This is a genomic window from Paenibacillus sp. FSL M7-1046 (assembly GCF_038007405.1).
In the GTDB taxonomy this organism is placed as follows: Bacteria; Bacillota; Bacilli; order Paenibacillales; family Paenibacillaceae; genus Paenibacillus_AQ.
In genome coordinates this window covers 2,606,446-2,632,400 of sequence record NZ_JBBOXB010000001.1, presented here as the reverse complement: position 1 = coordinate 2,632,400, position 25,955 = coordinate 2,606,446, and the positions used below count along the sequence as shown (strand labels likewise).

25 protein-coding genes and 1 riboswitch are annotated in these 25,955 nt (G+C 48.8%); of the genes, 11 read left to right on the top strand and 14 right to left on the bottom strand.

Translation table 11 applies throughout. From position 1 onward, the window contains the following. Positions 1-78: 78 nt before the first annotated feature. Positions 79-1,374, bottom strand: coding sequence for a nucleobase:cation symporter-2 family protein (locus tag NYE29_RS11540; RefSeq protein WP_076110951.1), 1,296 nt, complete (start codon positions 1,372-1,374; stop codon positions 79-81). Continuing rightward, positions 1,368-1,985 (bottom strand): xanthine phosphoribosyltransferase, encoded by a 618-nt coding sequence (locus NYE29_RS11535; protein WP_340896058.1) that lies wholly within the window; start codon positions 1,983-1,985, stop codon positions 1,368-1,370. Before NYE29_RS11535 ends, NYE29_RS11540 begins: the two co-directional genes overlap by 7 nt. A 224-nt stretch (positions 1,986-2,209) precedes the next feature. Further along, a riboswitch (purine riboswitch) is annotated at positions 2,210-2,313 on the bottom strand. Between the two features lie 219 nt (positions 2,314-2,532). Here NYE29_RS11535 and NYE29_RS11530 point away from each other — a divergent pair. The 3 genes from NYE29_RS11530 to NYE29_RS11520 all read left to right on the top strand — a co-directional run bounded on the left by NYE29_RS11530 (position 2,533) and on the right by NYE29_RS11520 (position 7,903). Then, positions 2,533-3,075, top strand: a complete 543-nt coding sequence (locus NYE29_RS11530; RefSeq protein WP_340896057.1) for a hypothetical protein — start codon at positions 2,533-2,535, stop codon at positions 3,073-3,075. Between the two features lie 163 nt (positions 3,076-3,238). Beyond that, positions 3,239-6,676, top strand: a complete 3,438-nt coding sequence (locus tag NYE29_RS11525; RefSeq protein ID WP_340896056.1) for a response regulator — start codon at positions 3,239-3,241, stop codon at positions 6,674-6,676. 51 nt (positions 6,677-6,727) lie between these two features. Next, complete coding sequence (locus tag NYE29_RS11520) at positions 6,728-7,903, top strand: ATP-binding response regulator (RefSeq protein WP_340896055.1); 1,176 nt, start codon at positions 6,728-6,730, stop codon at positions 7,901-7,903. 126 nt (positions 7,904-8,029) lie between these two features. On the opposite strand, the gene NYE29_RS11515 is transcribed toward NYE29_RS11520, so the two are convergent. Together NYE29_RS11515 and NYE29_RS11510 are read right to left on the bottom strand one after the other, a co-directional pair. After that, positions 8,030-8,710 (bottom strand): S-layer homology domain-containing protein, encoded by a 681-nt coding sequence (locus NYE29_RS11515; RefSeq protein WP_340896054.1) that lies wholly within the window; start codon positions 8,708-8,710, stop codon positions 8,030-8,032. Positions 8,711-8,861: 151 nt separating this feature from the next. Further along, positions 8,862-9,233, bottom strand: a complete 372-nt coding sequence (locus NYE29_RS11510; RefSeq protein ID WP_038597842.1) for a winged helix-turn-helix transcriptional regulator — start codon at positions 9,231-9,233, stop codon at positions 8,862-8,864. 162 nt (positions 9,234-9,395) lie between these two features. Here NYE29_RS11510 and NYE29_RS11505 point away from each other — a divergent pair, with 162 nt between their 5' ends. The 3 genes from NYE29_RS11505 (at position 9,396) to NYE29_RS11495 (ending at position 12,264) form a co-directional block, all read left to right on the top strand. Next, positions 9,396-10,601: an MFS transporter gene (locus tag NYE29_RS11505; RefSeq protein WP_076110945.1), complete on the top strand. Its 1,206-nt coding sequence runs from the start codon at positions 9,396-9,398 to the stop codon at positions 10,599-10,601. A gap of 97 nt (positions 10,602-10,698) precedes the next feature. Further along, positions 10,699-11,541, top strand: a complete 843-nt coding sequence (locus NYE29_RS11500; protein ID WP_340896052.1) for an aldo/keto reductase — start codon at positions 10,699-10,701, stop codon at positions 11,539-11,541. Between the two features lie 354 nt (positions 11,542-11,895). Next, a complete protein-coding gene (locus tag NYE29_RS11495; RefSeq protein ID WP_340896051.1) occupies positions 11,896-12,264 on the top strand; it encodes a DUF1304 domain-containing protein in 369 nt (122 codons plus the stop codon). Positions 12,265-12,329: 65 nt separating this feature from the next. Here NYE29_RS11495 and NYE29_RS11490 read toward each other — a convergent pair whose 3' ends face one another. Further along, positions 12,330-13,085: a YwqG family protein gene (locus NYE29_RS11490; protein WP_340896050.1), complete on the bottom strand. Its 756-nt coding sequence runs from the start codon at positions 13,083-13,085 to the stop codon at positions 12,330-12,332. 109 nt (positions 13,086-13,194) lie between these two features. Here NYE29_RS11490 and NYE29_RS11485 point away from each other — a divergent pair, with 109 nt between their 5' ends. Continuing rightward, complete coding sequence (locus NYE29_RS11485; protein ID WP_340896049.1) at positions 13,195-14,076, top strand: GNAT family N-acetyltransferase; 882 nt, start codon at positions 13,195-13,197, stop codon at positions 14,074-14,076. A 74-nt stretch (positions 14,077-14,150) separates the two neighbouring features. Here the strand turns inward: NYE29_RS11485 and NYE29_RS11480 are convergent, their stop codons facing one another. From NYE29_RS11480 to NYE29_RS11450, 7 genes are all read right to left on the bottom strand, one after another. Then, positions 14,151-15,104 carry a hypothetical protein gene (locus tag NYE29_RS11480; RefSeq protein WP_340896048.1) on the bottom strand — a complete coding sequence of 318 codons (954 nt, stop codon included), beginning with the start codon at positions 15,102-15,104 and terminating at the stop codon, positions 14,151-14,153. Beyond that, the gene (locus tag NYE29_RS11475; RefSeq protein WP_340896047.1) at positions 15,101-15,658 is read right to left on the bottom strand and encodes an RNA polymerase sigma factor; all 558 of its coding nucleotides are present in this window, start codon (positions 15,656-15,658) and stop codon (positions 15,101-15,103) included. The genes NYE29_RS11480 and NYE29_RS11475 overlap by 4 nt, the downstream gene beginning before the upstream one ends. 556 nt (positions 15,659-16,214) lie before the next feature. After that, complete coding sequence (locus tag NYE29_RS11470) at positions 16,215-17,549, bottom strand: SMI1/KNR4 family protein (RefSeq protein ID WP_340896046.1); 1,335 nt, start codon at positions 17,547-17,549, stop codon at positions 16,215-16,217. 238 nt (positions 17,550-17,787) lie between these two features. After that, positions 17,788-17,928, bottom strand: coding sequence for a hypothetical protein (locus tag NYE29_RS11465; RefSeq protein WP_340896045.1), 141 nt, complete (start codon positions 17,926-17,928; stop codon positions 17,788-17,790). A gap of 292 nt (positions 17,929-18,220) precedes the next feature. Continuing rightward, positions 18,221-19,102, bottom strand: coding sequence for an AraC family transcriptional regulator (locus NYE29_RS11460; RefSeq protein WP_076110935.1), 882 nt, complete (start codon positions 19,100-19,102; stop codon positions 18,221-18,223). 129 nt (positions 19,103-19,231) lie between these two features. Next, entirely contained in the window at positions 19,232-20,068 is an 837-nt protein-coding gene (locus tag NYE29_RS11455) for a hypothetical protein (RefSeq protein WP_340896044.1), read from the bottom strand. Between the two features lie 213 nt (positions 20,069-20,281). After that, positions 20,282-21,211: an AEC family transporter gene (locus NYE29_RS11450; RefSeq protein ID WP_340896043.1), complete on the bottom strand. Its 930-nt coding sequence runs from the start codon at positions 21,209-21,211 to the stop codon at positions 20,282-20,284. A 179-nt stretch (positions 21,212-21,390) separates the two neighbouring features. On the opposite strand from NYE29_RS11450, the gene NYE29_RS11445 reads away from it, so the two are divergent. Together NYE29_RS11445 and NYE29_RS11440 are read left to right on the top strand one after the other, a co-directional pair. Continuing rightward, complete coding sequence (locus tag NYE29_RS11445) at positions 21,391-21,729, top strand: winged helix-turn-helix transcriptional regulator (RefSeq protein WP_340896042.1); 339 nt, start codon at positions 21,391-21,393, stop codon at positions 21,727-21,729. 206 nt (positions 21,730-21,935) lie between these two features. Then, positions 21,936-22,655: an SDR family oxidoreductase gene (locus NYE29_RS11440; protein WP_076110931.1), complete on the top strand. Its 720-nt coding sequence runs from the start codon at positions 21,936-21,938 to the stop codon at positions 22,653-22,655. Between the two features lie 146 nt (positions 22,656-22,801). Here NYE29_RS11440 and greA read toward each other — a convergent pair whose 3' ends face one another. After that, positions 22,802-23,287, bottom strand: coding sequence for a transcription elongation factor GreA (gene greA / locus NYE29_RS11435; RefSeq protein WP_038597863.1), 486 nt, complete (start codon positions 23,285-23,287; stop codon positions 22,802-22,804). Between the two features lie 250 nt (positions 23,288-23,537). On the opposite strand from greA, the gene NYE29_RS11430 reads away from it, so the two are divergent. Together NYE29_RS11430 and NYE29_RS11425 are read left to right on the top strand one after the other, a co-directional pair. Next, positions 23,538-24,707, top strand: a complete 1,170-nt coding sequence (locus tag NYE29_RS11430) for an ATP-grasp domain-containing protein (protein ID WP_340896041.1) — start codon at positions 23,538-23,540, stop codon at positions 24,705-24,707. Positions 24,708-24,720: 13 nt separating this feature from the next. Next, on the top strand, positions 24,721-25,470 hold the full coding sequence (locus NYE29_RS11425) for an esterase family protein (protein ID WP_340896040.1): 750 nt from the start codon (positions 24,721-24,723) through the stop codon (positions 25,468-25,470). 110 nt (positions 25,471-25,580) lie between these two features. On the opposite strand, the gene NYE29_RS11420 is transcribed toward NYE29_RS11425, so the two are convergent. Continuing rightward, positions 25,581-25,868, bottom strand: coding sequence for a DUF6509 family protein (locus tag NYE29_RS11420; RefSeq protein WP_038597869.1), 288 nt, complete (start codon positions 25,866-25,868; stop codon positions 25,581-25,583). Positions 25,869-25,955 lie beyond the last annotated feature (87 nt).

Below are 25,955 nucleotides of genomic sequence, written 5' to 3'. Positions count from 1 at the left end.
TCCTCCCCCTTTCTAAAAAAAGCCGATTCCATTTATTTCGGAACCGGCGGTAATTCTTATTAGAGGTGCATATTGGAATTACTGTGCATCCTGCACGGCGGCAGGAGCTGTATTATCCTGTGTTTTGGATAAGAACAGATTCAGAATGATCGCAGTGAGCGACCCGGAAACAATACCATTCTGCAGCAGCATTCTGGCAAACTCCGGCAGTTGGTCGAACATGGAGGGCAATACCGCCGAGCCCAGGCCGACAGCGATGCTGCAGGCGGTAATCAGCAGGTTGCCATCCTTGCGCAGATCGACCTCGGAGAGGATCGACATTCCGGAAGCCGCGACCGAACCGAACATTACGATCATTGCCCCGCCGAGTACCGCATTCGGCACGATTGTGGTTAACGCAGCCAATTTAGGCAACAGTCCCAGCACAACCATGATACCGCCGGCGGCAAAAATCACATTCCGCGTCTTGACACGGGTCAGTGACAGCAGTCCGACGTTCTGGGAGAATGCGGTATACGGGAAGGCATTAAACAGCCCTCCAAGCATTATGGCGAGACCTTCAGAGCGGAGGCCGTTGACAATCTGCTTCTGCTCGACCTTCTGGTCTGTAGCCTTGCCTACGGCAAAGTAAACGCCGGTCGATTCCACCATGGATACGATATTTACGATAATCATCGTGAAAATGGCCGTAATATTAAACTCGGGCCAGCCAAAGTAGAACGGCTGGGCCACGCTGATCCAAGAGGCAGAACCGACAGTGGAGAAATGTACAATGCCCATAAAATAGCCGATAGCCGTCCCGACAACCAGACCTACCAGTACAGAAACGGAACGCAGGAACCCGGTTGTCAGCCGGTTCACAGCGAGAATCACCAGCAGTGTAATCAAGGCCAGCAGCAAATTGCGGGGTTCTCCGAAATCAGGTTGTCCCTGCCCGCCGGCCACATTATTCATAGCAACCGGAATGAGCGACAGCCCGATAATGGTCACCACAGAACCGGTTACCACGGTCGGGAAGAACTTCAGCAGCTTCCCATAGACCGGGGCGGCAAACACAACGAACAATCCCGATATAATAATCGCACCATAGGCTGTTGCCAGATTGGAATCCAAGGCGATGGCAATAATGGGACTGACCGCAGTGAAGGTGCAGCCCAGCACCACCGGCAGGCCGCTGCCGAAATATTTGCTGCCCATGACCTGCAGCAGCGTGGCCAGTCCGCAAGTGAACAAATCCGCAGCAATGAGGTAGGCCATCTGTGTTCCATTCAGGTTCAGCGCCCCTCCGACAACAAGCGGCACAATGACCGCGCCGGCATACATGGCCAGCACATGCTGGAGTCCTAATGCGAAGACTTTTTGTTTGCTTAACATCCTGCACTCTCCTTGATCATTTCTTCAATATCAGCAGTATTGTCTATGAAATGAATTTCTCCCGGCGCCATGGAAGCGATTCGTGCCAAGGCATGCACGGGGATTCCTCTTTTCTCCAGCAGACTGCGTCCTTCCTGAAAGCTCTTCTCGATCACGCAGCCCACGCCGAGCAGCTCTGCACCGGATTCCTCCACGATATCAGCCAGTCCCACCAAAGCAGCGCCCGTAGCCAGGAAATCATCGACGATCAGCACTTTGTCGCCCGGGCCCAGATATTTCTGCGAGATGCTGATCCGGTAATGCTCTTGACGGGTAAAGGAATGTACCGGGGCCGAATAGACGTCCTCCGACTGCGTGATAGCTTTCTTCTTCTTGGCATAGATGAATGGCACCTTTAAGGCAATGCCTGCCGCCATCGCAAACTGAATTCCGCTGGCCTCAACCGTCAACACCTTCGTAACCGGGAGATGCCCGAAGATTGTCTTGAATTCCTGCCCGATCTGCAGCGCAAGCTCCGTATCCACCTGATGGTTCAGAAACGAGTCTACTTTCAGCACCGTATCCGACAGAATCAAGCCCTCTTCTCTGATTCGTTCCTCTAATATTTTCATTACTGCGGGTGATCGCTCCTTTGATATGATCTGATGAATTCTTTGAATCGTGACAAGTGGAAACGATAAATTCTTATCTTTAAATAAAAAAGACAGATCCCCTTGAGTGTTTCTCAAGTGAATCTGTCCCTCTGGGTTTTTGTCCCTAAGTGGTGTAACACATAAGCAGTGTCCGCATCGCTTGGACCAGCCCTTCTTATGCCGCGGCATAAAAAACGGAACCCTAGATGCGCTATTTCACTCATAGTCGGATAATTACAGTGGTTATCCGGTAGAAACTTATGGGCCATATTCCCAAGATTATATGAGTTGTTTATGAAAAGTCGTAGTAAATACCTTGTATATCTTACACGCTCTGTCCGAACCTTACAAGCAAAATTTTAAGCATTATTTCATCCATTTATGACATATTTTCATGAAATACATATGTTTTCAATCGGCCTATTAGGCAAGCGTTTGTTTCTAAGCACACTCCGCCCGTATTGCTCACGATTTCCGCCCCCATGCATTTATGATAAGGAAAACTACTCAGAGAGGAACGATACGGGTGGCCAAACAAAAGGACCGGATTGTCGTTATTATTCAAAAAGGAAAACGGCGGATTGTTACACGGACGCCGCTGGCGGGAGTAGACCGGCTCGTATTTGTCATCAATAATCAATACACCAACGCAGCCAATACCACCCAAATTGCCAGCGGTGCGGGACGAAGCAGCGCAGCCGGCAGCAATGCGGCCATTGCTTCCCCTTATACACGCCAGCAGCAGAGCGTCGGCGCAGGAGGAGATGCCGCTAACCTGGGGAGCAAAGGACGAAACGGCGGCAAACATCCTCTCCCTTTGATTTGTCCGCGCGGCAAGGAGATCGTCGTTGTCATCAACAACCAGACGGTCAAGCTCCCTAAAGGCAGCATGAGTTCATCGGCGACACAGGTAGGCAGCGGCGGCGGAACATACAGTACAGGCGGAACTAACTCTGCCATCGACAGCCCCTATACACGCCAGCAGCAGGCGGTCGGCGGGGGCGCAGGAGGCCATGCCCTGAACAAAGGTTCAGCCAAGCGCCGCCAGGGAAAAAGACGGTCCCGTTAACTTTCGTCCGCAATTCATAGAGTAATCTGAGAATAACGCCAGTAAATCCTGTTTTTTTGCGGATTTGCCGGCGTTTTCTCTCGCCTTCCCCTATCGCCTCCTCTCTATTAAAAGTATAATTAAAGGTGATTCGTGATACTAACTAGACAAAGGACGGGCGAGCATGACAATAAAACAACGGGTTTGGTTAGCATCATCTGCCTTTATCCTTTTTCTCAGCAGCATGATTGCTGTATCTATAATTTATCTTGAAGGGGTTCCTTTACTCCTGTCTTTAGCATTCGGTGCAGCCGGAATTATTCTTGGAAGTGGACTCATGATGAGTATCCAGCGGAACATCCGCCGGGGTCTGGATAGGATTATGAAGATATCCGTAGATATTGCGCAAGGCACCCTCGATTCCTCCGCAATCAGCCCCGAAGCTGGAGATGATTTCGGGCAGTTGGCACATTCCTTTCACGCTTTAGCCGTTAATCTGGAGCACAAGACCACAGAAGAACGCAGCCTGCGGCTCCAAGCCGAAGAGCAGGCCTGGATCAATACCCAAGTTACAGAAATGGCCCTGATGCTTCAGGGATCGGTACATTTAGAGACCGCAGCCCGGGTTTTTATCGGCAAGCTGAGCGCCGCTGTCGGCGGAACCTACGGAGCGGTCTATCTGAAACAAGTGGACAAGCTGCACTTCACCGCCGGTTATGCCTTCGATGAAGCAGCTGGCCGCCGCGAACCCTTTGCACTTGGCAGCGGACTGGTTGGACAATGCGCACTCGATCAGAAGATGGTCGTGCTGCATGATCTGCCGGAGCATTACATCCGCGTGCATTCCGGACTGGGTGAAGCTGCCCCCACTACGCTCATCCTGGTTCCTGTCATTTATGAGCAGGATGTTGTCGCCGTGGTCGAGCTGGCTACCCTGAACACATTGGCTGACAAAGAGTACGAATTGATTAAACGGACCGGCCAGAACATGGGCGTGCTAATCAATACTTTGGCAGACGTGGCCAGAATCGAAGAGTTGCTGGGTGAAACCCAGCTGCAGAAGGAAGAGCTGGAAGCCCAGACGGAGGAGCTGCAGGCCCAGACGCAGGAGCTCGAAGCGCAAACCGAAGAGCTGCTGGCACAGACCGATGAGCTGCGTTCACAGACCGGGCAATTGCAGGCGCAGGGAGAAGAACTGCAGATGCAGGCAGACAGCCTGCTGACCTCGAATGAGCAGCTGCAGCTGCAGATGGAATTGACGGAAGAGCAAAAAGCCGAAATTGAAGCCCAAGCCGATGAATTAAAGCTGCAGACGGAAGAACTTTTTGCCTCTAACCAGGATTTACAGAAGCAGATGGAGATTTCCGGACGGCAAAAGGAAGAAATACAGGCACAAGCCGACGAGCTGCTGGCACAAACCGAAGAACTTCAAGCGCAGACGGAAGAGCTTCAGGCGCAGACAGAAGAGATCTCGGCCGCAAATATTCACCTGCAGCAGCAAATCGAACTTACCGAGCAGCAAAAAGAGGAGATCAAAACCCAGGCGGAAGAAATCTTCATGGCCGCCCAGTACAAATCAGAATTTCTGGCCAATGTATCGCATGAGCTGCGCACTCCGCTGAACAGCCTGCTGATTCTGTCGCAGATTCTTGCCGAGAACAAAGAAGGCAATCTTGGCCCTAAGCAGCTTGAATATGTGCATACCATTTTCTCCGCAGGCAAAGATCTGCTGCAGCTGATCGACGAGATTCTCGATTTAGCCAAGCTTGAGGTAGGCAAGATGACCGCTGTCCTTGAACCGGTCTCCTTGCATGATCTAAGCAACCACCTGTTCCGCCACTTTGAGCAGCAGGCCAAGAAAAAGAATATCCGCTTTGATGTCCATTGTGACAGCAGGCTGCCTGACCATCTTATGACCGACGGCCACAGGCTGCAGCAAATCATCAACAACCTGTTATCGAATGCCGTTAAATTCACTCCGGAGCAGGGCTCCGTCTCTTTATCTATGCGCATGAGCGGAAATGAGGCGGTCTTCTCCGTCAGCGACACCGGTATCGGGATTCCCGAATCCAAGCTGGAGAGCATCTTTGAGGCCTTTCAGCAGGCGGACGGCACAACCAGCCGCAAATATGGGGGAACCGGTCTTGGCCTGACCATCTGCCGCGAGCTCTCCACTATGCTGGGTGGAAGAATTGTAGTTGAATCCACAGTAGGCAAAGGCAGTACCTTCTCCCTGACTATTCCCGCTGTTGAGCCGGAGGGTGACGCTCTTGCGCAGGCAGCTGCGACGTTCGCAGCTGCCGCCAGCAGTGAGCTTCTCAATCCGAACACCAGCAGCCGGGAGAATACTGCCTTCCGGGAATCCTTCGTACCCGATATTTCCATATCCAATCCGAAGCTGCTGCAGTTCGCTGAAATGGAGGATGACCGGGGGAATCTGCTCAGCGATGACACGCTGCTCCTGATCATTGAAGAAGATGCCGAGTTCGCGGCCATTCTGCTGCAGCTCGCTCGCAGCAGAGGCTTCAAGGCGATCGTCGCCTTTCAGGGCGATCAAGGTCTGGCTCTGGCACATGCCTACAAGCCGGATGCCATCCTGCTCGACCTGCATCTTCCCGTCCTTGACGGCTGGTCAATCATCAGCCGCCTGAAGAGCCGGCCGGAGCTGCGTCATATTCCGGTGCATGTGATCTCGACCGCGGAAGAGAATCAGCAGAGCCTGGCCATGGGCGCACTCTCCTTCTGGAAGAAGCCCAGCGATCAGACCGAGCTGGAGGCTGCCTTCCTGCAGATTGAAACCTATATCAGAAGGCCGGTAAAAAGCCTGCTAATTGTTGAGGACAACAAGGATCTGCGCAGCAGCCTTGTAGAGTTCATCGGGCATCCCGATGTACGTATTGTCGCAGTGGGGACAGGACGGGAAGCATTGGAGCAGCTGGTGAGCCATCATTTTGACTGCATGGTCCTTGATCTGGGCCTGTCGGATATCAGCGGCTTCGATTTGCTGGAGCAGGTCAAAACCAACCGCAAACTGCAAACCCTGCCGGTCATCATCTATACGGGCAAGGACCTCAGCAAGGGCGATGAACAACGTCTGAAGCATTATGCCGAGAGCATTGTCATTAAGAACGTGCGATCCATGGAGCGGCTGTACGACGAAACCGCGCTGTACCTGCACCGCAAGCATGCCGATCTGCCGCCGGACAAGCAGCGCCTGATCGAGAAGCTGCATAATCCGGAAGCGGCTTTTGCCGGGAAGAGCATCCTGCTCGTGGATGATGATATGCGCAATATCTTTGCGTTATCAAGTGTCCTGGAAGGTTATAATATGGATATCAGTTTTGCGCAGAACGGCAAAGAGGCGTTACAGCATCTGGAGCAGCATCCCGAGACCCAGCTTGTATTTATGGATATTATGATGCCGGAGATGGACGGGTACGAGACGATGAAGCATATCCGTGCCATGCCGGAGTATGACCAGCTTGTGATTATTGCCCTGACCGCCCGGGCTCTGGAAGAAGACAGGCTTAAATGTCTGCAGGCCGGCGCTTCCGATTATATCTCCAAACCGATTAATACCACCCAGCTGGTTACTGTACTGAAGGTGTGGTTAATTCAATAATTACCAGACAGACTTCACATTTTAGAAATTTCAACCGCTGTGGGAGGAAATATGGATTATCCTGTAAATATTTTACTTGTTGATGACCGTCCGGATGAATTTCTGTCCGTTCAGGCGCTGCTTGCAGACACTCCTTATCGTCTGATTGGCGCCAGCTCCGGTATGGATGCCTTGAAATGCCTGCTGGAGCAGGAATTCGCCCTGATAATTATGGATGTGCTGATGCCGGATATGGATGGTTTCGAAACGGCGAAGCGGATTAAAATGCGCCAGAAATCGCGGGATATCCCCATTATATTTCTAACCGCACTAACCTCCGAGCTGGAGAATTACATGATGGCGTACACGGCGGGAGCGATTGATTTTCTGACCAAGCCCTTCCATCCGATTGTCCTGAAAAGCAAAATAGACGGCTTCGTCCGCCTGTATCAGACCCATAAGGAACTGCAGATCAAATCGCAGGAGCTGGAAGCGGCAAATGTCGTCCTTACTGAATTGAAGGAAACTGCCGAAGTTGCCCTGAGGATCAAGAGCGGGTTTCTGGCCATGATGAGCCATGAAATCCGCACCCCCTTGAATGGAATTATCGCCATGTCAGATGTGCTCAGAACTTCAGAGCTGGAGACAGACGATCTGGAAATGGCAGAAATTATTCATACCAGCGGTCACGCACTTCTATCCGTAATTAATCACATTCTCGATTTCACAAAGATTGAATCGGGCAAAATGGAGCTGGACTACGAGCTGTTCAACCTGCATGCCTGCCTGAAAGAAACGATGGATCTGTTCAGGGCGCTCGCCAAAGAACGCAACCTAAGTATGGAAATGGATATCGACCCGGCGATTCCCGCGCTGCTGGTTGGCGATCCGAACCGTCTTAGACAGGTCCTGAACAATCTGATTGGCAATGCCATCAAGTTCACTGCTAGCGGCGGTGTGAAGGTACATACCCGTCTCAGACAATCGCTGGATGGGGTCCTGCAGCTGGAGTTTGTGGTTGAAGATACGGGCATCGGCATTCCGGCGGATAAAATGGGTTATTTATTTCAGCCCTTCACACAGATCGGCGCGACCATCAACCGCAAGTTCGGCGGCACCGGCCTCGGGCTGTCCATCTGCAAAATGCTGGTTGAACTCATGGGCGGCACTATCTATGCCAAACCGGGCATCGAACAGGGCGCCGTATTCATTTTCACCATTCAGGTTACCGAAGGCCAGCCGGATTAGTCCGCTTATGGGAACACAGAAAAAACCGCAATCGCTCCAATTCCTTGGAGGCTTGCGGTTTTTTCTGTCAGTCTGGCAGGCACTATGGTTGTAAAAGAGAGTGCGATCCCGTTATCCTCCGCTTACTTATTCACCGTATCCACCGGCAGGAGCCGGATGGGCAGCGATATATTCCAGGGCATTGTAGATCAGTTCCGCTGCTTCTGCGCGGGTAATCTCCTTGACCGGATGGAATTTGCCCGCGGTGTCCAGACTGGCGATTCCAAGGGCAAGCGCCCGCTGAATGGAGCCGTCGTAACCGCTTGTAAAATCAGCTTCGTCGGCAATATCCACCGGCATGAGCTTGATCATCGGAAGGTTGCTGTGCTTCTCAATCGCCAGCATCAGCTGATGGGTGAATTCTTCCCGCGTCCAGTTCTCCGCAGGGTCCAAATCTGCCGGCAGGCCAATATTGTTATTGGCAGCGATAATCAGCGCATCGGCATACCAGGCTGTATTGCTGGCATTCGGGAAATAGTCCGTCGCCTGCGGGGCCTTGATGAAGCGAACCATGTCGATATTCAGATCCAGGGCGTTGACGATTAGTTGAATGCCTTGGGCAGCAGTAACTGGAGCATTCGGCAGGAATTTACTGTCAGTGACCCCGTGAATGATCCCCTTCTGCTGCAGCTCTTCAATTTTTACTTTAGCCGGGATATCGACCAGATCTTGAAAAGAAGCAGCGGCTGCAAAGCTCTGCCCGGCAAAAGTCAATGTCAGCACTGCCGCTGCGGACAGCACAAGCTGTTTGAATCTATGATTATTCATGTCTACTCACCTCGCGGTAGTTTTACTTGCTTGATTGTGCCTTCTTTCTACCAGACGGAGCCGATTATAAAAAGTTGCAGTTCATCTGCTGCTATTGGAACGTAGGACAGCCCCGGCTCAATGCGTCATTTCCGCACAGAGCCGGGGCTGTTCAGTCTGCCTTTTTGTGGTTCAGCACATTGTCCTCCAGAACGGCAAATTTATCGCCATATTCCCTGATGATATGCCGCTCCCCCCAAGCGCAGAGGGAATCCAGAATCGACCGCAGCGACAAGCCGTATTCGCTGAGCTCATATTCCACTTTAGGCGGCACCTGGTTGTAGCTGATCCGGTTGACGATGCCGTCCTGCTCCAGCTCCCGGAGCTGCTGGGTAAGCATTTTCTGCGTAATATTCGGCATATGGCGCTTCAAATCACTTGTCCGCATCTTGCCGTGGGTCAGGTGGCAGAGGATGACGCATTTCCATTTGCCGCCGATCACCTCCAGCGTCGCTTCCACGGATATATTATATTTTTTAGCCATGAGGATTCCTCCTGAAAAGTTTGGTGGGCTTTGTCTTCAAACACATCTGCGGGTACTTTTTAGTACCTATAGCACTAAAAAGTACGTACTATCCTTTAACGTCCTGGTAATCCATAATAGCACTTACCGGCCGGTGATTACCATACTGTAGGAGTGGAAAACATGTCCTTAGATAAAAGAAGAAGTACCCTGGCGCTGCTGGCTTTGGCGATCAGCGCCTTTGCGATAGGAACAACCGAGTTTGTCAGTGTCGGCCTGCTGCCGCTCATTGCTGATGACCTGCATATATCCGTAACTACAGCGGGATTGACTGTCACTCTATATGCGCTGGGTGTTACCTTTGGCGCACCTGTGTTAACGTCGCTGACCACGGCGGTCTCGCGCAAAACCCTGCTGCTGGCGCTGATGGTTCTGTTCATCGCCGGCAACAGTCTGGCCGCTGCCGCTGACGGAATTGCCATGCTGCTGACTGCACGGGTCATTTCGGCCCTCTCCCATGGCCTGTTTATGTCCATTGCCTCAACCATTGCTGCCGATCTCGTGCCCGAGGACCGCAGGGCCAGCGCCATTTCGGTGATGTTCACCGGACTTACGGTTGCTACCGTAACCGGAGTGCCGCTCGGTACGTTCCTCGGGCAGCAGCTTGGCTGGCGGGCTGCCTTTATCGCCATAGTCATTACCGGCATCGCCGCGCTGATCGGGAACCTGGTTCTCGTTCCCTCCGGTCTGCGCAAAGGCACGAAGACGCCTTTGCGCGACCAGGTCAAGCTGGTGACGAATGGCCGCTTGCTGCTCGCTTTTGCAATTACAGCTTTGGGATACGGCGGCACCTTTGTCGTCTTCACCTATTTATCGCCTCTGCTGCATGATATCAGCGGCTTCAAGGAAAAGACGGTTGCCGTCATTCTGCTGGTGTACGGCATCGCCATCGCCATCGGCAATGTGATTGGCGGCAAGGCAGCCAACCGCAAGCCGATGAATGCCTTGTTCTATATGTTCGCCCTGCAGGCCGTCGTTCTGCTGGTCTTGGCCTTCACGGCACCCTTTAAGGCCGCAGCACTGGTCACCATCTTTTTCATGGGGCTGCTCGCATTCATGAACGTACCGGGCCTGCAGGTTTTTGTCGTAATGCTCGCCGACCGGTATGCGCCAAGCGCCAGAGATATCGCCTCTGCTGTCAATATTGCTGCCTTTAACGCCGGCATTGCCATCGGAGCATACCTTGGAGGGCTTGTCACCGATCATATGGGCTTGATTCATACCACATGGGTAGGATCAATCATGGTATTTGGGGCAGTAATCCTTACCGCCTGGAGCCGTGCGCTGGAACGAAAAGACGAGCTTACACCTCAGACTGAAGCCGCCTGATCACCTGTCGCTCCATTCAATCCTGTTTCAAATACACAAAGTACAAACTGCAAATCACTAATCACTAATCACATTACATTCTGGAGGTTATTATATGATGGCACAGCATTTACAGGATACAACTACACTGCAGAACGGCGTGAAGATGCCTTGGCTAGGATTGGGAGTCTTTAAGGTCGCCGACGGGGAGGAACTGGTACTGTCGGTGAAACAGGCCATTGCCCACGGCTACCGCAGCATTGATACCGCTGCTGCTTATCAGAACGAACGGGGCGTTGGCCAGGCGATAGCCGAGGCTATGAAGGATAACGGACTGAACCGTGAAGATCTGTTCATCACCTCCAAGGTCTGGAACGCTGATCTCGGCTACGATGCAACACTTGCCGCCTATGAGGCCAGTCTGGAGAAGCTGGGCCTGGAATATCTGGATTTGTATCTCATCCATTGGCCGGTAGAGGGCAAATACAAAGAATCGTGGCGGGCGCTGGAAACGTTGTACACAGCGGGCCGGGTCAAAGCGATCGGTGTCAGCAACTTCCAGATTCATCATCTGGAGGATGTCATGCAGGATGCCGGAATCAAACCGATGGTCAATCAGGTGGAGCTGCATCCATACTTGTCCCAGCAGCCCCTGAGAACCTTCAGCAAGGAGCAGGGCATCCAGATCGAAGCCTGGTCGCCACTCATGCAGGGACAGCTGCTGGAGCAGCCTGTACTGCAGGAAATCGCCGCCGCATACGGCAAATCCGTAGCACAGGTTATCCTGCGCTGGGATCTGCAGCATGGCATTATCACGATTCCGAAGTCAACGAAGGAACAGCGGATTATCGAGAATGCCGCTTTGTTCGACTTCCAGCTCAGCGATGAAGACATGAGCCGGATTGACGGGCTGAACCGCGATGAGCGGGTCGGTCCGGATCCCGATAACTTTGATTTCTAAGCAGACACCACGCTAGAATCACTACAATAAAAGAAACGACGGCAGCCATGGACAAGAATAAAGTCCTAGACTGCCGTCGTTTTATATTTCTCCTTCGGATGCCGGGAATAATCCGCCAAATAATGCCTGACGAATGGGGGCGGACCATGAAGCATTTACCCGTCTTTTCAGGCAACTGGAATCAAAAAACCTGGGTCATGAGGTATTCATCGGCAGGGTTTCACTGGAGGAATTTCACTTTCATAAACAATTGACAAAAATTCGGATATTAGATATATTTAATTTCGTAATATTATATTTTGCAAAATATAATTTAGATGACTACTAATTTAGGATGGAATGGAGGAGATTGTAATGATGATTTTGAGTACGATACTCGTAGCACTGGTTGCGCTTGAGCATGTATATATTTTGGTTTTGGAAATGTTTATGTGGACTACTCCAAGAGCGCAGAAAGCGTTTGGAACCAGCAAGCAGTTTGCGCAGGATACAAAGTCACTAGCCGCTAACCAAGGACTGTATAATGGCTTCCTGGCCGCTGGTTTATTATGGGGATTGTTCCATCCGAATGAAACGACGGGATTTCAGCTTCAGCTATTTTTTCTGATCTGTGTCGGTGTTGCAGCGATTTATGGCAGCGTCACTGCCAAGAAGTCAATTTTATGGGTTCAGGGCTTCCCGGCCTTTGTGGCTATTCTGGCTGTTCTTGTAGCGAATCTGTAGGTCAATTTCCCCATAGTGAGCCATCCTTTGCGGATGGCTCTTTTTGTCCTCTGTTCTCCAGAACATTAACCGGCATCAGACTTAAGCGCACTAAAGTCCAAATTCTTAAGCCGTTCTGTTTCAATAAATATCATCAAATTGTCGCCATCATGCCAACACCATTCAAGGTCATCATCGGAAGCAATAGTTAACAGAGAGATCCACCCTGCTCCAGGCGATGGATCATATGCCAGTGTACAATGAGAAGGATAGCCTAGAAGGTAGTCTGAGCTTTTATGCAAAGAATCTCGTATTTCAGTGTATATGTCATTCTCTTCTTCCCCGAAAGGCCAATCCTTCACCTGGTACTCGTCATAAGGAATGTCCATCGCCGGGATAAATTCAAGCACAGTGGTCTTGCCATTATCGGGATTGGGCGGCGATATCTTCTCCAAATCTATGGATTCAGGAATATATATAGCATGAACATATCCGTCCTCAAAAACCTCCAGGCAACCCTCACCCTCGGGATCATCCGCTACAAAAAGACTTAGGAGTCCTGTCGATGGCAAGTCTGCTCCAGTTAATGAGATTTCCGCAAAATTGATTTGGCCCAGGAAACGATATGGATTGCCTTCATATGTAGGCCATTCGCTGCCAACTGGTAAATCAGGCGCTCCTCCAAAACGGCTACAGCCCAATCGTGGTTCAACATCGTTATTCTTAACTATATCAATTGCTGGTCTCACAACTTGGAGCAGATACTCTTTATGGCGTGCTATCTCTGACTGTTCTATCGTCTCTAAAAAGTCGTTGTTATTCATTTGTTTCTCCTTCTCCATGAAAACTTCAAGATTTCAAGCGGCAAGTTTTGTTTAATATGTTCTCTGCATAGATTATAAAAAAATCTCATGATACCTTATTTCATATAACGGCGGAGGAGGTCATAACATGAAGATCACGTTAAGAAGGTATAGATTACTTTCCGATTTCGAAAGAGTCTCTCAGTTCATGCGATTAAACTTCAAGAAGTATCAGTTGGGCGGTAATGTCCCGCAGCCTTTTTGGGAGTATGCGCATACACATCCTTATTTCAACCATTCTCTAACACATCGATTTGGTATTTGGGAGGAGAACGAAGAAATTGTAGGTGTGGCTTGCTATGAAATGGACGTTGGCGAGTGCTACTTTTCAACCAAAGAAGGATATGATTTTTTAAAACAAGAAATGGTTGAATATGCGGAGAAAGAGCTGTCTAAGAGATCAGCTGACCAATACAGCCTCGATGTTAGGGTATACGATTATGAAGAACACCTTATAAACTTGCTTGTCCAAAAAGGATATCACAAGGTATACAGTGAGCCAATCCGAGTTTACAATTACGTTTCGGGTTTTTCCACGCGCACATTACCTGAGGGATTCACTTTCATAACTTTAGAAAATGAAAATGACCTGCGTAAAATTAACGATGTATTGTGGCGGGGATTCAACCACGGAGACGAGCCTGACGATGACCTTGATTCCAGATTGCTCATGCAGAGTGGTCCACATTTCAGAAAGGAACTTACCGCAATAATAAAAGCCCCCAATGGAGAGTACGCCTGTTTCGCCGGAATGTGGGTTGATGGTGTGAACGATTTTGCCTATCTTGAACCACTTGCTACAGCTCCGCGATATCGCAGTTTAGGGCTTGCAACTGTAGCAGTAACCGAGCTAATGAAACGCACTGAACAACTGGGGGCTACATATTGTTTCGGAGGTGCCCCCGACTTTTATCCCAAAATTGGTTTTGAAACCGCCTGCCACCGGGAAATGTGGTCAAAAGCATGGTAGCCGAACGGCAGACAGAAGCGGATATTATCTGACCTATTCCCGCTTCTGTCTGCCGGAATTTAACCGTTACCTTCTCATCTAGACTCACTAATTCCTTTTACTTCTATTACCTTTTTACTAAACTGATACGCTACAGTAACATTTTCTATAATCGCAGTATCCTGATAGGCAAGAGAACCCTCAAACTCTAAAGTATCATTGTCTTTCCACACTATTTTATCTGCATAGCTATAATTCTCATAATCCGTGCGAATCCATGTATCTAATTCTTTTTGTGCACCATATTTGACTCTTGCAGATTCTACTAACTCTGGACTTGTCATTCCCTCTTCAATATTAATAATTTGAACGAATTCACTTTTATTAGAGCATGTCACTATCGCAACTAACTTCTTATTGGGTGAAGGAATAATATCTGTAATATACATAGATGGTGGAGAAAAACTTGAATATTCTTTAAGCACATTGTCTTTTATTCTCCAGAGGACATTTTGACTTCCATAATCCGAATAATTATTAAATAACGTAAACAATATACTTCCGTCTGCCAACTTAAAAATATAAGGGCTCCGGTAACTTTTTGACAGAATATCTATAGCGAAAGCAGCCGAATCGGCAATTTTTTGATTATCATTTTCTAAAAATGGCTGGAGTTCCTTTAACGCTTTCTCTCTCAGCTTTTGATCATTAAAGCATTCTACTAGCCTATTAATAGCAATATATACATGTTCCTCATTATCACTTTTTAAAGCGTGCAGAAATTTTTCCGCATCATATTGAGTAACAGGTGCTAACTCCATGTCTTCAGCTCTTAAATAACGTATATAAGGCTCTGAATTTTGATTTTTATAATATTCTGTTGCTAATAAAGCTGAAGCGGTTGAACTATAAAGGATAAGGCAGGCAACCAAAACAACCCACTTTTTAGAAATACTTTTTTTCCTTTTCTCTGTTCCACTGTGCCCGGCCGCTTCAATTAAGTTCTCATCAATTAATCCGATTTCTCTATATAACTCTTCTCTTTTCATAGGTTAACCCCCTCTTTCTCCAGGTGAACTTTAAGTTTATTTCTTAGCCTAAATAAAATGGACTTTACTTTACTACTACTCATATTAAATCTCTTAGAAAGATCTTTTATTGAATAGGAGTACCAGTACCTCCCAATAAATAAATTTCTTGCCTGCTCATCTAAGGCATATAAAAATTGATTGATTAAATTGGCTATCTCACCTGCTTCATACTCTGTTTCTACAGTATCAGGGGAAGCTAAACATTCTTCTAATTCAGTTAAAATAACTTCAAACTCACGATTACGCTTTTTCGCTGTATTATAACCATGTTTATCAAGCGCAATATTACGTGTGATCCTCCCTAGAAATACAGGGAACTTTCTAGGCATATTAGGGGGTATTGCATTCCATGCTCCTAAGTATGTATCGTTCTCACACTCTTCAATATCCGAATAACTGGAAAGTGTGTTTCTTGCAATCACTCTGCAGTATGCCCCATATTTATTCTTAGTCTCTATAATGGCTTGCTGCGAACGCTGTAAGTACAGGCGAACTATTCCCTGATCTTCCATCCGGTATTCTCCTTTACAAATCTTATCCCTCTTATCTATATAGTAGAAAGTTCGTAGGATTGGTTGCACTTTTCTCGACTCTTTCCTATTAATTAGAGCGTGTCCTCAAACTGGATGAGCTCTGGGGAAGCAGGGTTTAGTATTGAATGAAGATAGGGTCCCTAAAAGCACACAGCGGATTCGTTCACTCGGACTCAGGAGACGCTATCGAGAGTAAAACCCCTGTTTATTCTCTTTTGCGGACCCAGATGCACTTATCTGCTCTGGATTCTATCAAAAAACGGTCTTCAGGGAGAAATAACTGCGCTGGAGTCCGTTTCCTTACTGTAACAGGCTAAAAGCCCCAAATAGGTGCAATTCGGTCCGTTTGTGCTCAGAGCCAGGAATACACTTTCCGGACGCACACGCCCTTGTTCAAAAATGTTTTTTTATCATTCCTTATTCTCGTCCAAACAGCAAGAAAGGCCCCTCCCTTTCAGGACGACCTTTTCCTTGAGAGATTGAACCAATGTTCTCTTCGCGCCAAGCCTCTCGATTTCGATATGGATTACGATTCTCACGATTCGTTTTTGTCGAAATAATCATCTGGCAAATGCAGTTCCCGCAAACAACCGATAAATTTCTCTCTGAAATTCGGATTGCTTTTATACTCCGGCCATACCGCCTTATAGTAAGGCAGCAGCTTCTCATGTGGAATAATGCCCCAGTATAAAATCGAGTTATTCAGAACCTGCGGGCCGCCCCCCATCAACATCTGTTCAATGATCTGCCAGCTTCCCTGCTTGTTCTCGCAACTGCGCGCGGCATAGATGGCAGTGGTTTGCATCTTCGGGTCGGTGTGACACAAGAAAGGCGCAAAGTTCCGGAGAGTAATCGCATCGTAATCTTCCAGGATATACCCTGCATAACGCAACGTTTCCGGGTCGTGAATCCTGTCAAACCTTTGCAAGATCACTGGAATAAATTCCGTTAAATCCACAGTTTTACTGGAAGCATGCAGAATCTCTAAAGCTTGCAGAAAACCCTCATGCCTATCCGATTGCAACAGCTCCAGAAGATATTTTCTACCCGCATCAAAAGAAGTTTTGCAGATTAGCCAAATTGCTGTGGTCCGATTTTTTGGGCTTTGCTCCGCAATATTTTTCAAAAAACCAAGGGTTGGCTGAGAGATTTTCTTAAACTTGAACATTCCATCCAGCGCTTTTGCCTGGATTTCTTCGGTTGGAGCGCTCTGATAAATCTGGATCAGCGCATTCTCATCACCCGGCATTCGACTGCCAAACCACCCGTTATCATAATCCAGAATAATTTCATCCAGCCAGCGCTCATACCAGTCCAGAAAGTTGTCTTCATAGACAAAGAAAAAGGGATGATCGGGATGAAAATCAGAGGTGTACACAATTCTCCCCCTGTGTTTCCCTTCAAGCACGAGATACATATCGTATTCGCAGCCTTGGGTGCCTATGCACAACATGCCACCCAGCACCTTATTACGGGCGTCGTCGTATTCCTCATCGGGGATGTCCTCGTCGTTGGTCAAGGGCTCCGTCAGATGGTTCCATTCCTCTTTGGTCATCCCGGGATGCAGAACAGCTTCTGCAAGGAGTGCCTGGCGCTCGGTATAGGAAGCTGCCTTTTCGATCGAATAAATTCCATAATAGGGTCCGGCGCCTCCGTTGCCGATTTTCGTTAAAAACTGCGCGAAAGGCTCAGGAAGTGTGACCTGATTGTGTGCTTGCCAGTCCGCCAGCTCTTTTGCTGTAAGCTTCCCATTAACCCTGTATTGATGTGAGGATGATCCAAACTCCGAGAAAGCCGTGTCTTTGCGCATGGCTTGATTCAATTTGTTTTTTATTCGATCCAGTTGCGTTTCTTTCTTCCCAAACCACATATTTGAACCCTCCTGTTGACTATATCCAGGTTTTCTTTGTTTTCCATTACGATAGTATGTATATAATTTATATCCGTAAGTTACAACAGTTCCTGTATGCAAGGCAGTTTTGAAAAGGGCCACCCTTCACAGGATGACCCTTTCTTTTGTAGATCAAGCTTCCGCCTGACGGGTGCTCATTTAATCACTCATAATTATACGTTTATACGATAAGGGCAACAATCTTTCACTTCAACTTTTACACCGGATAATACCGCTCATCTCCCAAAATGGTCCCGATCGCATTCTGCCGCCCGCTGCCGTGATGGTTACAGTGCCTTTTGGTGGTACCCTTGATTACTCTTTCTGCATGCCTGGCCAATTCAACTGCCAGGATCATCGCGGAGAATAGTAACCGCTTTCATTTTCTTTCAAACGGAGTTACGCTTTACTATAACGGATACCAGCCATTACTCTGTAGCACAAATAAAACTCTCAGAAGTCTGTTTAGCACCGTTCCAACCAGAATGTTATCTACCCTGCTCCTTTGGTCCGCATGATGCTAACACTGGCTCCTGCAAGCTTTTCTTCAAAAAACTTGCCCCTACTTGTGATACAGTTCACCGCGCTGTCTGTAACGGCAAGTATCTTTTATATAATGAAGACCGCCATAATGGCGGCCTAAACTTAAATTACGACTTTCTTCTAACCGGGATCCATACTTCGCAAATCGATTCGGTGTGATCATCATTTGCCCAATAGTACTTCTCCATACATGGTCCTTCAACTTGTTCAAAATTCGAGGATGGGAACCACTCCGAATAAATTCGTTTCCAGACGTTTAGGATTTCTAACCCGATCTCCATGTCGTCTGGAATCGATTCTCGACTATCGAACACCGCGTAGCTTTGATTAGGAATCTGAAGGATGTTCAGCCCATCCGGTACTCCTCTTCCTTCTGGCAACTCGACACCCGTCATATAGCTCTTAGTACCATCCTCGCTGAAATCAAAGTAATAACCGTTTAACAGAGAACCTGCAGGCCTGCCAACAGTCTCGTTAATCTGGTCATGCGTGCCATTCTTCCAAATTACCTCTACGAAAGCCGGTATCTCCGTGAAAGGGTCTTTCTTGATGATGACGACCTTGCCGATTGCTGTTGAAGCCTTTTCCTCGACAATACGATAGTTCATTTCTGTTTCTCCTTTAATCTGAATTTGAAAGGAGATTCGAGAAAACGCTTTGAGCTTCACATTCTTTTTCTTTGCCGCAAGTGGTGTTACGCCATGCATCCGTTGAAATGCTTTGGCAAATGCTTCAGGACTCTCGTAACCATATTTCAGCGCAATATCAATGACCTTACTATCCGATCCTGCCAGATCTTCCGCCGCAAGCGTGAGCCTTCGGTTACGCATATACTCGGTCACCGTAAAGCCCGTCAAAGCATGGAATATCCGCTGAAAATGGTACTTCGAAGACATCGCGGACCTTGCGATATCGTCGATCTCAATATTCGATTGCAAATTCTCTTCTACGTAATCAATCGCCTGCCGAAGCAACCGAAGCGTTTCCACTCGCTCTCATCTCCTTTCATTATTCAGTCTAGAAGAGCGGCTGAAAGAATTCCTGTTCGAAAGTGCTTCGTTTTGTCTGAAAAACTTGCCCCTACTTGTGATACGGTCCACCGCGATTGTGAAACATCCTTATCTTTTTTGCAAAAAGATCCACCATTGCCGGTCAAAACCGGGAATAAAAATCTCTTCGCAACCCTGAATCCCGTTCAGCCAGCGTCTGGTCAGGGGGATGATATTCTCAAACAAATCTAACGGGTAGCCCCAGTCAAGGTCTAATTGGAACATATAATGATTCATAGCGATAATGCCATCTGTTCGCAAAAAAATCAATAAAGTGTGGATCAAGGTGATAAAAGGCTGCATGGCATGAACTTCGAGTGTACCTGAGGCAACCTCCTGCTGAAGAAGTTTGATCATGGCCGGCAGAGTTTCCATCCAATCTGTATGTATGGTGTCGATTCCAGCCTGTCCACACAATATCGCCTGGATGATATCATTGACCGCATGCTGAAAAACGATAAGATCCACTGACCCGGAAGACAGATGTTGTTCGAGATAAGCTGCATCGTCCTCTATGACTTTCATATGCAGGGGAAGGCCCAGCGTTTTCTGAAGCAAACTGGTGGTGAGGCTTTTATTCATATTGGCCGTTATGTATGTACTGTTCGGATGGGTTCGTGCCATGACCTGGGGAACCATATCTGCATCGCCGGAAGCCACCTCCAATAATGTCAGTTCATCGCCCAACTGCAGTGCTTCAAAAACCTCCGCCCAACGTGCTCTGAAGTAGACTTCATTTACAACGGTAAATTGGGCAATCGGACTTTCCAGCAACAGTTTAAGCTGGTGTTCCACCTCGTTTTGCGGGAGGGAGAGATATTGTTTCAGTTCTTGCTCACTCAAAAAACGTTGTGCCCGCTCATTTATTAATGGGTAGCATTTGTCTACGTCATCTAATGGAATCATTTAAGCTTCCCCTTCCTGGCTATAACTATATTTGCTACTATTATATTTATTAATGGATTTTCCAACAATCGGAATTATTAAAGATATATAGGTTAAAATAAAGTTTTTTGGGAATCCATAGTTACTCCAATTATAGAATCGGCTTTCATGTACCTTATCTAGCTAAATATATACAAATCAATGTAGCAAAGGAGCGGCAGAAGCGCAGGCTCGTTACACGCCGCCGACCACCACAATAAGCACCGGCAGCACCAGGAAAGAAGCTAGCGTTGTCCATACAATGCAGCGGGATACCAGGGAGGGAGAACTGCTGAACCGTTCGGCCAGCACGACGGAATTCACGGCGACAGGCATGGACGCCAGAATGAGCAGCACCGAAAATAAGGTGCCGGTAATATTCAGCAGGAGCAAAACGAGTGCGGCAAGCAGCGGAGCCAGCAGAAGGCGGACCGTGATCCCGGTCCAGAAGGCAAGCTGCACATTGCGCTCTGTCTGGGCCGCTTTGACCTTCACCATCTGTGCGCCCAGAATCGCAAGCACCACGGGCGAATACGCCCCGGCCACCATCGAGACCCCGGATGCCAGTTCATCCGGCATATGCAGGCCGAGCGCCCGCAGCATCAAGGCCAGAATTGCCGCATAGATGGCCGGCAGCGAGAACACGGATTTAACGGCGCTGCGCACCGAGAACTGTGATCTCGCAGCGAAATAAACGCCGATGGTATTGACGATTACCATCTGGCCAATGACATAGACCGATGCTTTATCGAGGCCAAGCTGGCCGAAGGCCAGCAGCACCAGCGGAAGCCCGTAATTGACGCTGTTCGTAAACGTGGAGACCAGTGTCAGTCCGGCGGCTTCCGCCGGAGCCAGCTTCAGAATTCGCCCGAGCACATTGGCCAGACCCCATAGGAGAAACAAATTCAGCAAGGAGAACGACAGTGTCTTATAGACGTCGTCGAAGGAAATTTCTGCGGTAGCCAGCGTATCGAGAATGATCGCCGGACTCAAAAAGTACAAATATAGCGTTAACAGCGGTTTCGTATCGAGGTTCTTGAACCGGCCCAGCAGCGCTCCGGCGAGAACCGGAATGGACAGCGGCACTATGACCTTAAATAACGTCGACAACACATTCTCAATCACGGGCCAGGACTCCTCTGTTCTATAGTTATTCCCTACTATACCTGCTGAAGCAAGGCCCGTCTAAGATATGGAAACAATATGCTTAATAGAAACCGCCTATGGCTGTGCATAACTTCCCAAAAGATAGTATTGTGATATGATTAAGAAAAATCGGCATTCACTCAGGAGGCTAGTTGAATATGGACCATTCAGAGCCTGTCATTATAACCAAGGGCACTCCCGGCGAGCCCTGTCCCATTGCCAAAACACTCGATATTATTGGAACCAAATGGACCTTTCTCATTATCCGAGATCTGCTGATCGAAGGCACGATGCGCTTCAGCGATCTGCTGAAATCCCTGGAGGGAATCAGCCCGAAGACACTCTCGCTGCGGCTCCGTGAGCTGGAGAACCATGGGATTCTGGAACGTACAGTATATCCGGAGGTGCCGCCGCGTGTAGAATATACCCTGACCACGAAGGGGGAACAGCTGGAAGGAATTTTTATCGAGCTTAAACGATACGGACTCACGCTCTAAAAAACTTTAATCCGGCAACCCTTCCACCGCACAAAACTATACTTTTGGAAACTGTATAACAATAAGGTAACTACTTCCCAAACGGAAGTTATAGACATATACTCTCCTCACAGAGCACAACATGCTTAGCGATGCTTCCGAAGCGAGTTTTATTGCGGCGGATGTCTGAAAGTAATGCTCCATAAACCCTTTGAGGAGGAAAAGAGATGTTAACAGGACAAAAAGTAGTTATTGTCGGCGGGAGCTCGGGAATCGGTTTAGAAACGGCCAGACGGGCCGCCGCGGAAGGTGCGGAGATTGTAATTGCCAGCCGTTCCCGGCATAAGCTGGAACAGGCCAAGTCTGCCATCGGTACAGGGGCGAAAGTAACTTCACACATACTGGATGTGACAGATGAGGAGCAGATGCGGCTGTTCTTCGAGCAGACCGGGACTTTTGATCATCTGGTTGTCAGTGCGGCCGAAACAAGCGGCGGGCCTTTCCTGGCAACGCCGACAAGCACTGCCCGCTCACTGTTCGAGAATAAATTCTGGGGCCAATATTATGCCGCCAAATATGCGGCTCCGATGCTGACCCCCAATGGCTCCATTACCCTCTTCTCGGGGGTTGTAGCGTTCAAATCCATGATCGGCTCCTCCATGCTGGGCGCAGTGAATGCTGCTGTCGCAAATCTTGGCCGAACCTTGGCCCTGGAGCTGGCCCCTCTGCGGGTGAACGTCGTCTCTCCGGGCATTATTGACACGCCTTCCCGGGCAGGGATGGCGGAGGAGTCCCGGAATTCCTTTTACAGCAGCACAGCTGCCAAGCTGCCGGTACAGCGTGTAGGCACCGCGGCGGACGTGGCTGAGGGCGTGCTTTACCTGATCCATAACGGATTCACCACAGGCACGGTACTTCATATCGACGGCGGCCATAGCCTGATCTGAAAGAGCCGCAGACCCGGAAGCTGCGTTCCGTCATTCCCCCGGGCCGCCGTTACGCCGTAATGCCGTTATTCCGGAGATGCGCTCACCTGTCTACAACAAAAATCCTCATCCCCAGCGAAATGACAAGGGGATGAGGATTTTGTTTGTTACAGCATTTTGATTTCAAGCAGCTCATATTTTATGATGCCCATCGGGGCATTGACGCTGATGATGTCGCCCACTTTTTTGCCGATCAGCTCTTTGCCCAGCGGACTTTCATAAGAAATCTTGTTGTCGAGCACATCAGCCTCAGCCGGGCCCACCACTCTATATTCGATTTTTTCGGAGTATTCCACATCATTCAGGATCACGATGCAACCTACACTGACTGCACTCAGATCCATTTTGCTCGAATCAACGATCTGGGCTTTCGTCAGCATTTTCTCCAGGATCATAATCCGGGTTTCCATGAACGATTGATCTTCCTTGGCCGAGTGGTACTCACTGTTCTCCTTCAAGTCCCCGTAGCTGATCGCCAGCTTAAGGCGGGCTGCCAGTTCCTTGCGTTTTACTGTCTTCAGATCCCTAAGCTCTTCCTCTAACTTAGCCAATCCTTCTTTAGTCAAGAATACTTCTTCATTGGACTTAGACATGTTCTACAACTCCTATTTTTGCCTGCTTTATTGTATTTTACCCCATATTGCGTAAACATGCGAAGAAGAAAAGAAAATTACCTCCTCCTCCTTTACCCGGCACAAATGCGAAGATGCCAAAGCCGAAGAAGTGTGAATCCCTCTTAACTCTCCAAAAACATTGACGGATAGGGATGGACCTGATAAATTAAATTAAATTAATCATACAATTTAACTCGGAATTATATTCCAGCCAAAGGGGTTGATCGCCGTGAACTTTATTTTCTTTTCCCCTCATTTCCCGAGGAACAGCGCCGATTTCTGTACTCAGCTGCAGTGTCAGGGTGTGCTGGTGCTCGGGATTGGTGATGCCGAATATGCACACTTGGAGGACAAGCTGCAGCTCGCGCTGACGGAGTATTACAAAGTGAATGATCTGGAAAATTACGAGGAGATCTTGCGGGCGGTAGGCTATTTCACACATAAATACGGCAAGATTGACCGGTTCGAGTCACTGAACGAATATTGGCTGGAGCAGGATGCCGCCATCCGCAGTGACTTCAACATTTACGGCACCAAGACCGATTTCGTCTACAATCTGAAGCAGAAGTCCAAGATGAAGGAATTTTTCCGCAAAAGCGGCGTCAACACCGTGCAGTTCTCCACCGGAACCACCCGGGAGAGCGTCGATGCGTTCATCCGTGAAGCCGGCTTTCCGCTTGTTGTGAAGCCCGATCTCGGCTCCGGGGCCAGCATGACTTACAAGATCAATAACGAGGATGAGCTGCAGCAATTTTTTGACACCAAACCCGCTGAGGTCCCCTTTATTATCGAAGAGTTCATTGACGGGGTCATTCTGACCTATGACGGACTGGTCGATATCCATGGTGAAGTGCGCTTTGCCGTAAGCCATCTGTTCGAGAACAGCGTGATGGAGGTCGTCAACACCGATAACCATCTGTATTATTTCTGTCTGCGGGAGATTAGTCCGGAGGTTGAGGCGGCGGGCAGAAGCATTCTGAAGGCTTTTGACATCAAAGAGCGTTTCTTCCACATCGAGCTGTTCAAGTCGAATAAAGATGGCCGGATTATCGCTCTAGAAGTAAATATGCGTCCGCCCGGCGCCTGGATGACTGATGCCATAAACTTCTCATACGACGTGGACATCTATAAGGAATGGGCCAGCATGATCGCGCATAACGAGGTTGGCGGACCCTATGAAGGCAAATATTATACCGGCTATGCCAGCCGCAAGAAGCATAAGCATTACACCCACAGCCATGAAGACATCTACCGCACCTATGGCGACAAGATCGTGAATTATGCCGAGATCGAAGAGGTATTCAGCAGAGCCATGGGGAACAGCGCCTATCAATTCCGTTCCGCCGCATTAGAGGATGTCAGAGACATCGTGAACTATATTCAACAAGAAGAGGGATAGGATGTGTTAACGGATGAGGACAAGCTACCATAAGGAGTACAGCCATAACTTGCACAGGGAAATGGAGTATAAAATATACGGCCACGCCGGCAAACCGATGCTGGTCTTCCCTACGTCACTCGGCAGATTCTATCAATACGAGGATTCGGGCATGATCCAGACGCTCTCGGAATTCATTGAGGCCGGCAAGCTGCAGATTTGGGCCTGCGACAGCATTGATGAGGAGACCTTCTTCTCTGCCCACTGGAATCACGAGGACAAAGTGCAACGGCATGAGCAGTATGACAAATACATCACGCAGGAGCTGATCCCCGGCATTCTCCACCAGAGCAAATGGAACAATGGCGGCAGTGACCAGCGCATTCTCATCTCCGGCTGCTCCATGGGCGCTTACTACAGTGCCAGCTTCTTTTTCCGTTATCCGCAATATTTCGATACCTTGATCGCCCTGAGCGGCGTCTATTCCACCTATTATTTCTTTGGCGACTATATGAGCGACAACGTCTATCTCAACTCTCCGCTCCACTATTTGCCGGGACTTCAGGATGATTATTATCTGCAGCAATACCGTGACAGCAACATCATCATTTGTGTCGGCCAGGGCGATTATGAGGACGAAATGCTTCATGAAACCCGCCTGTTGCAGGAACTGCTGCAGCGCAAGAAGATCCCTGCCCGGTTTGACTATTGGGGCCACGATGTGAACCATGACTGGCCTTGGTGGAACAAACAGATTCATTATTATGTCAGCGGCTGCCTATAGTCGTTATAATGTTGCAAAAAGGGGAGCTGCCATAGCTGGCAGCTCCCCTTTCCTATGCAGAACCCGTCTTACTGCCTCACATAACCACCGGGGTTCTCGTGCATACTTCCTTACTCCGGCAGATGTTCTGTACAGAACAAGGCCAGTGCTGCTTCCTCGTCCTCTTCCATATCGAAATCCAAAACGCGGCCTGTTGTCGTTTCCAGCAGATCGTAACTGACGATGGCGCTCTTCTCTTCCTCAACTTTGAAAATCACGCGGGCCGATACCCCGTTCTCTTCGTACAGTTCATCTTCTTCCGGCACATCCAGGTTAATCATGAACTCATATCGCTTGCCGCTTAAAATACCGAATGGGTCTCTTAAATTTTCCACGGTGTAGCTTGTAAATGTCAGCACAACGCATACCTTCTTTCCTAATCACTGCCAAGCTATTGTATCACAAAAATCCTTAGCAGGTGATGGAAGGGGTTACGTCCTGCTAAC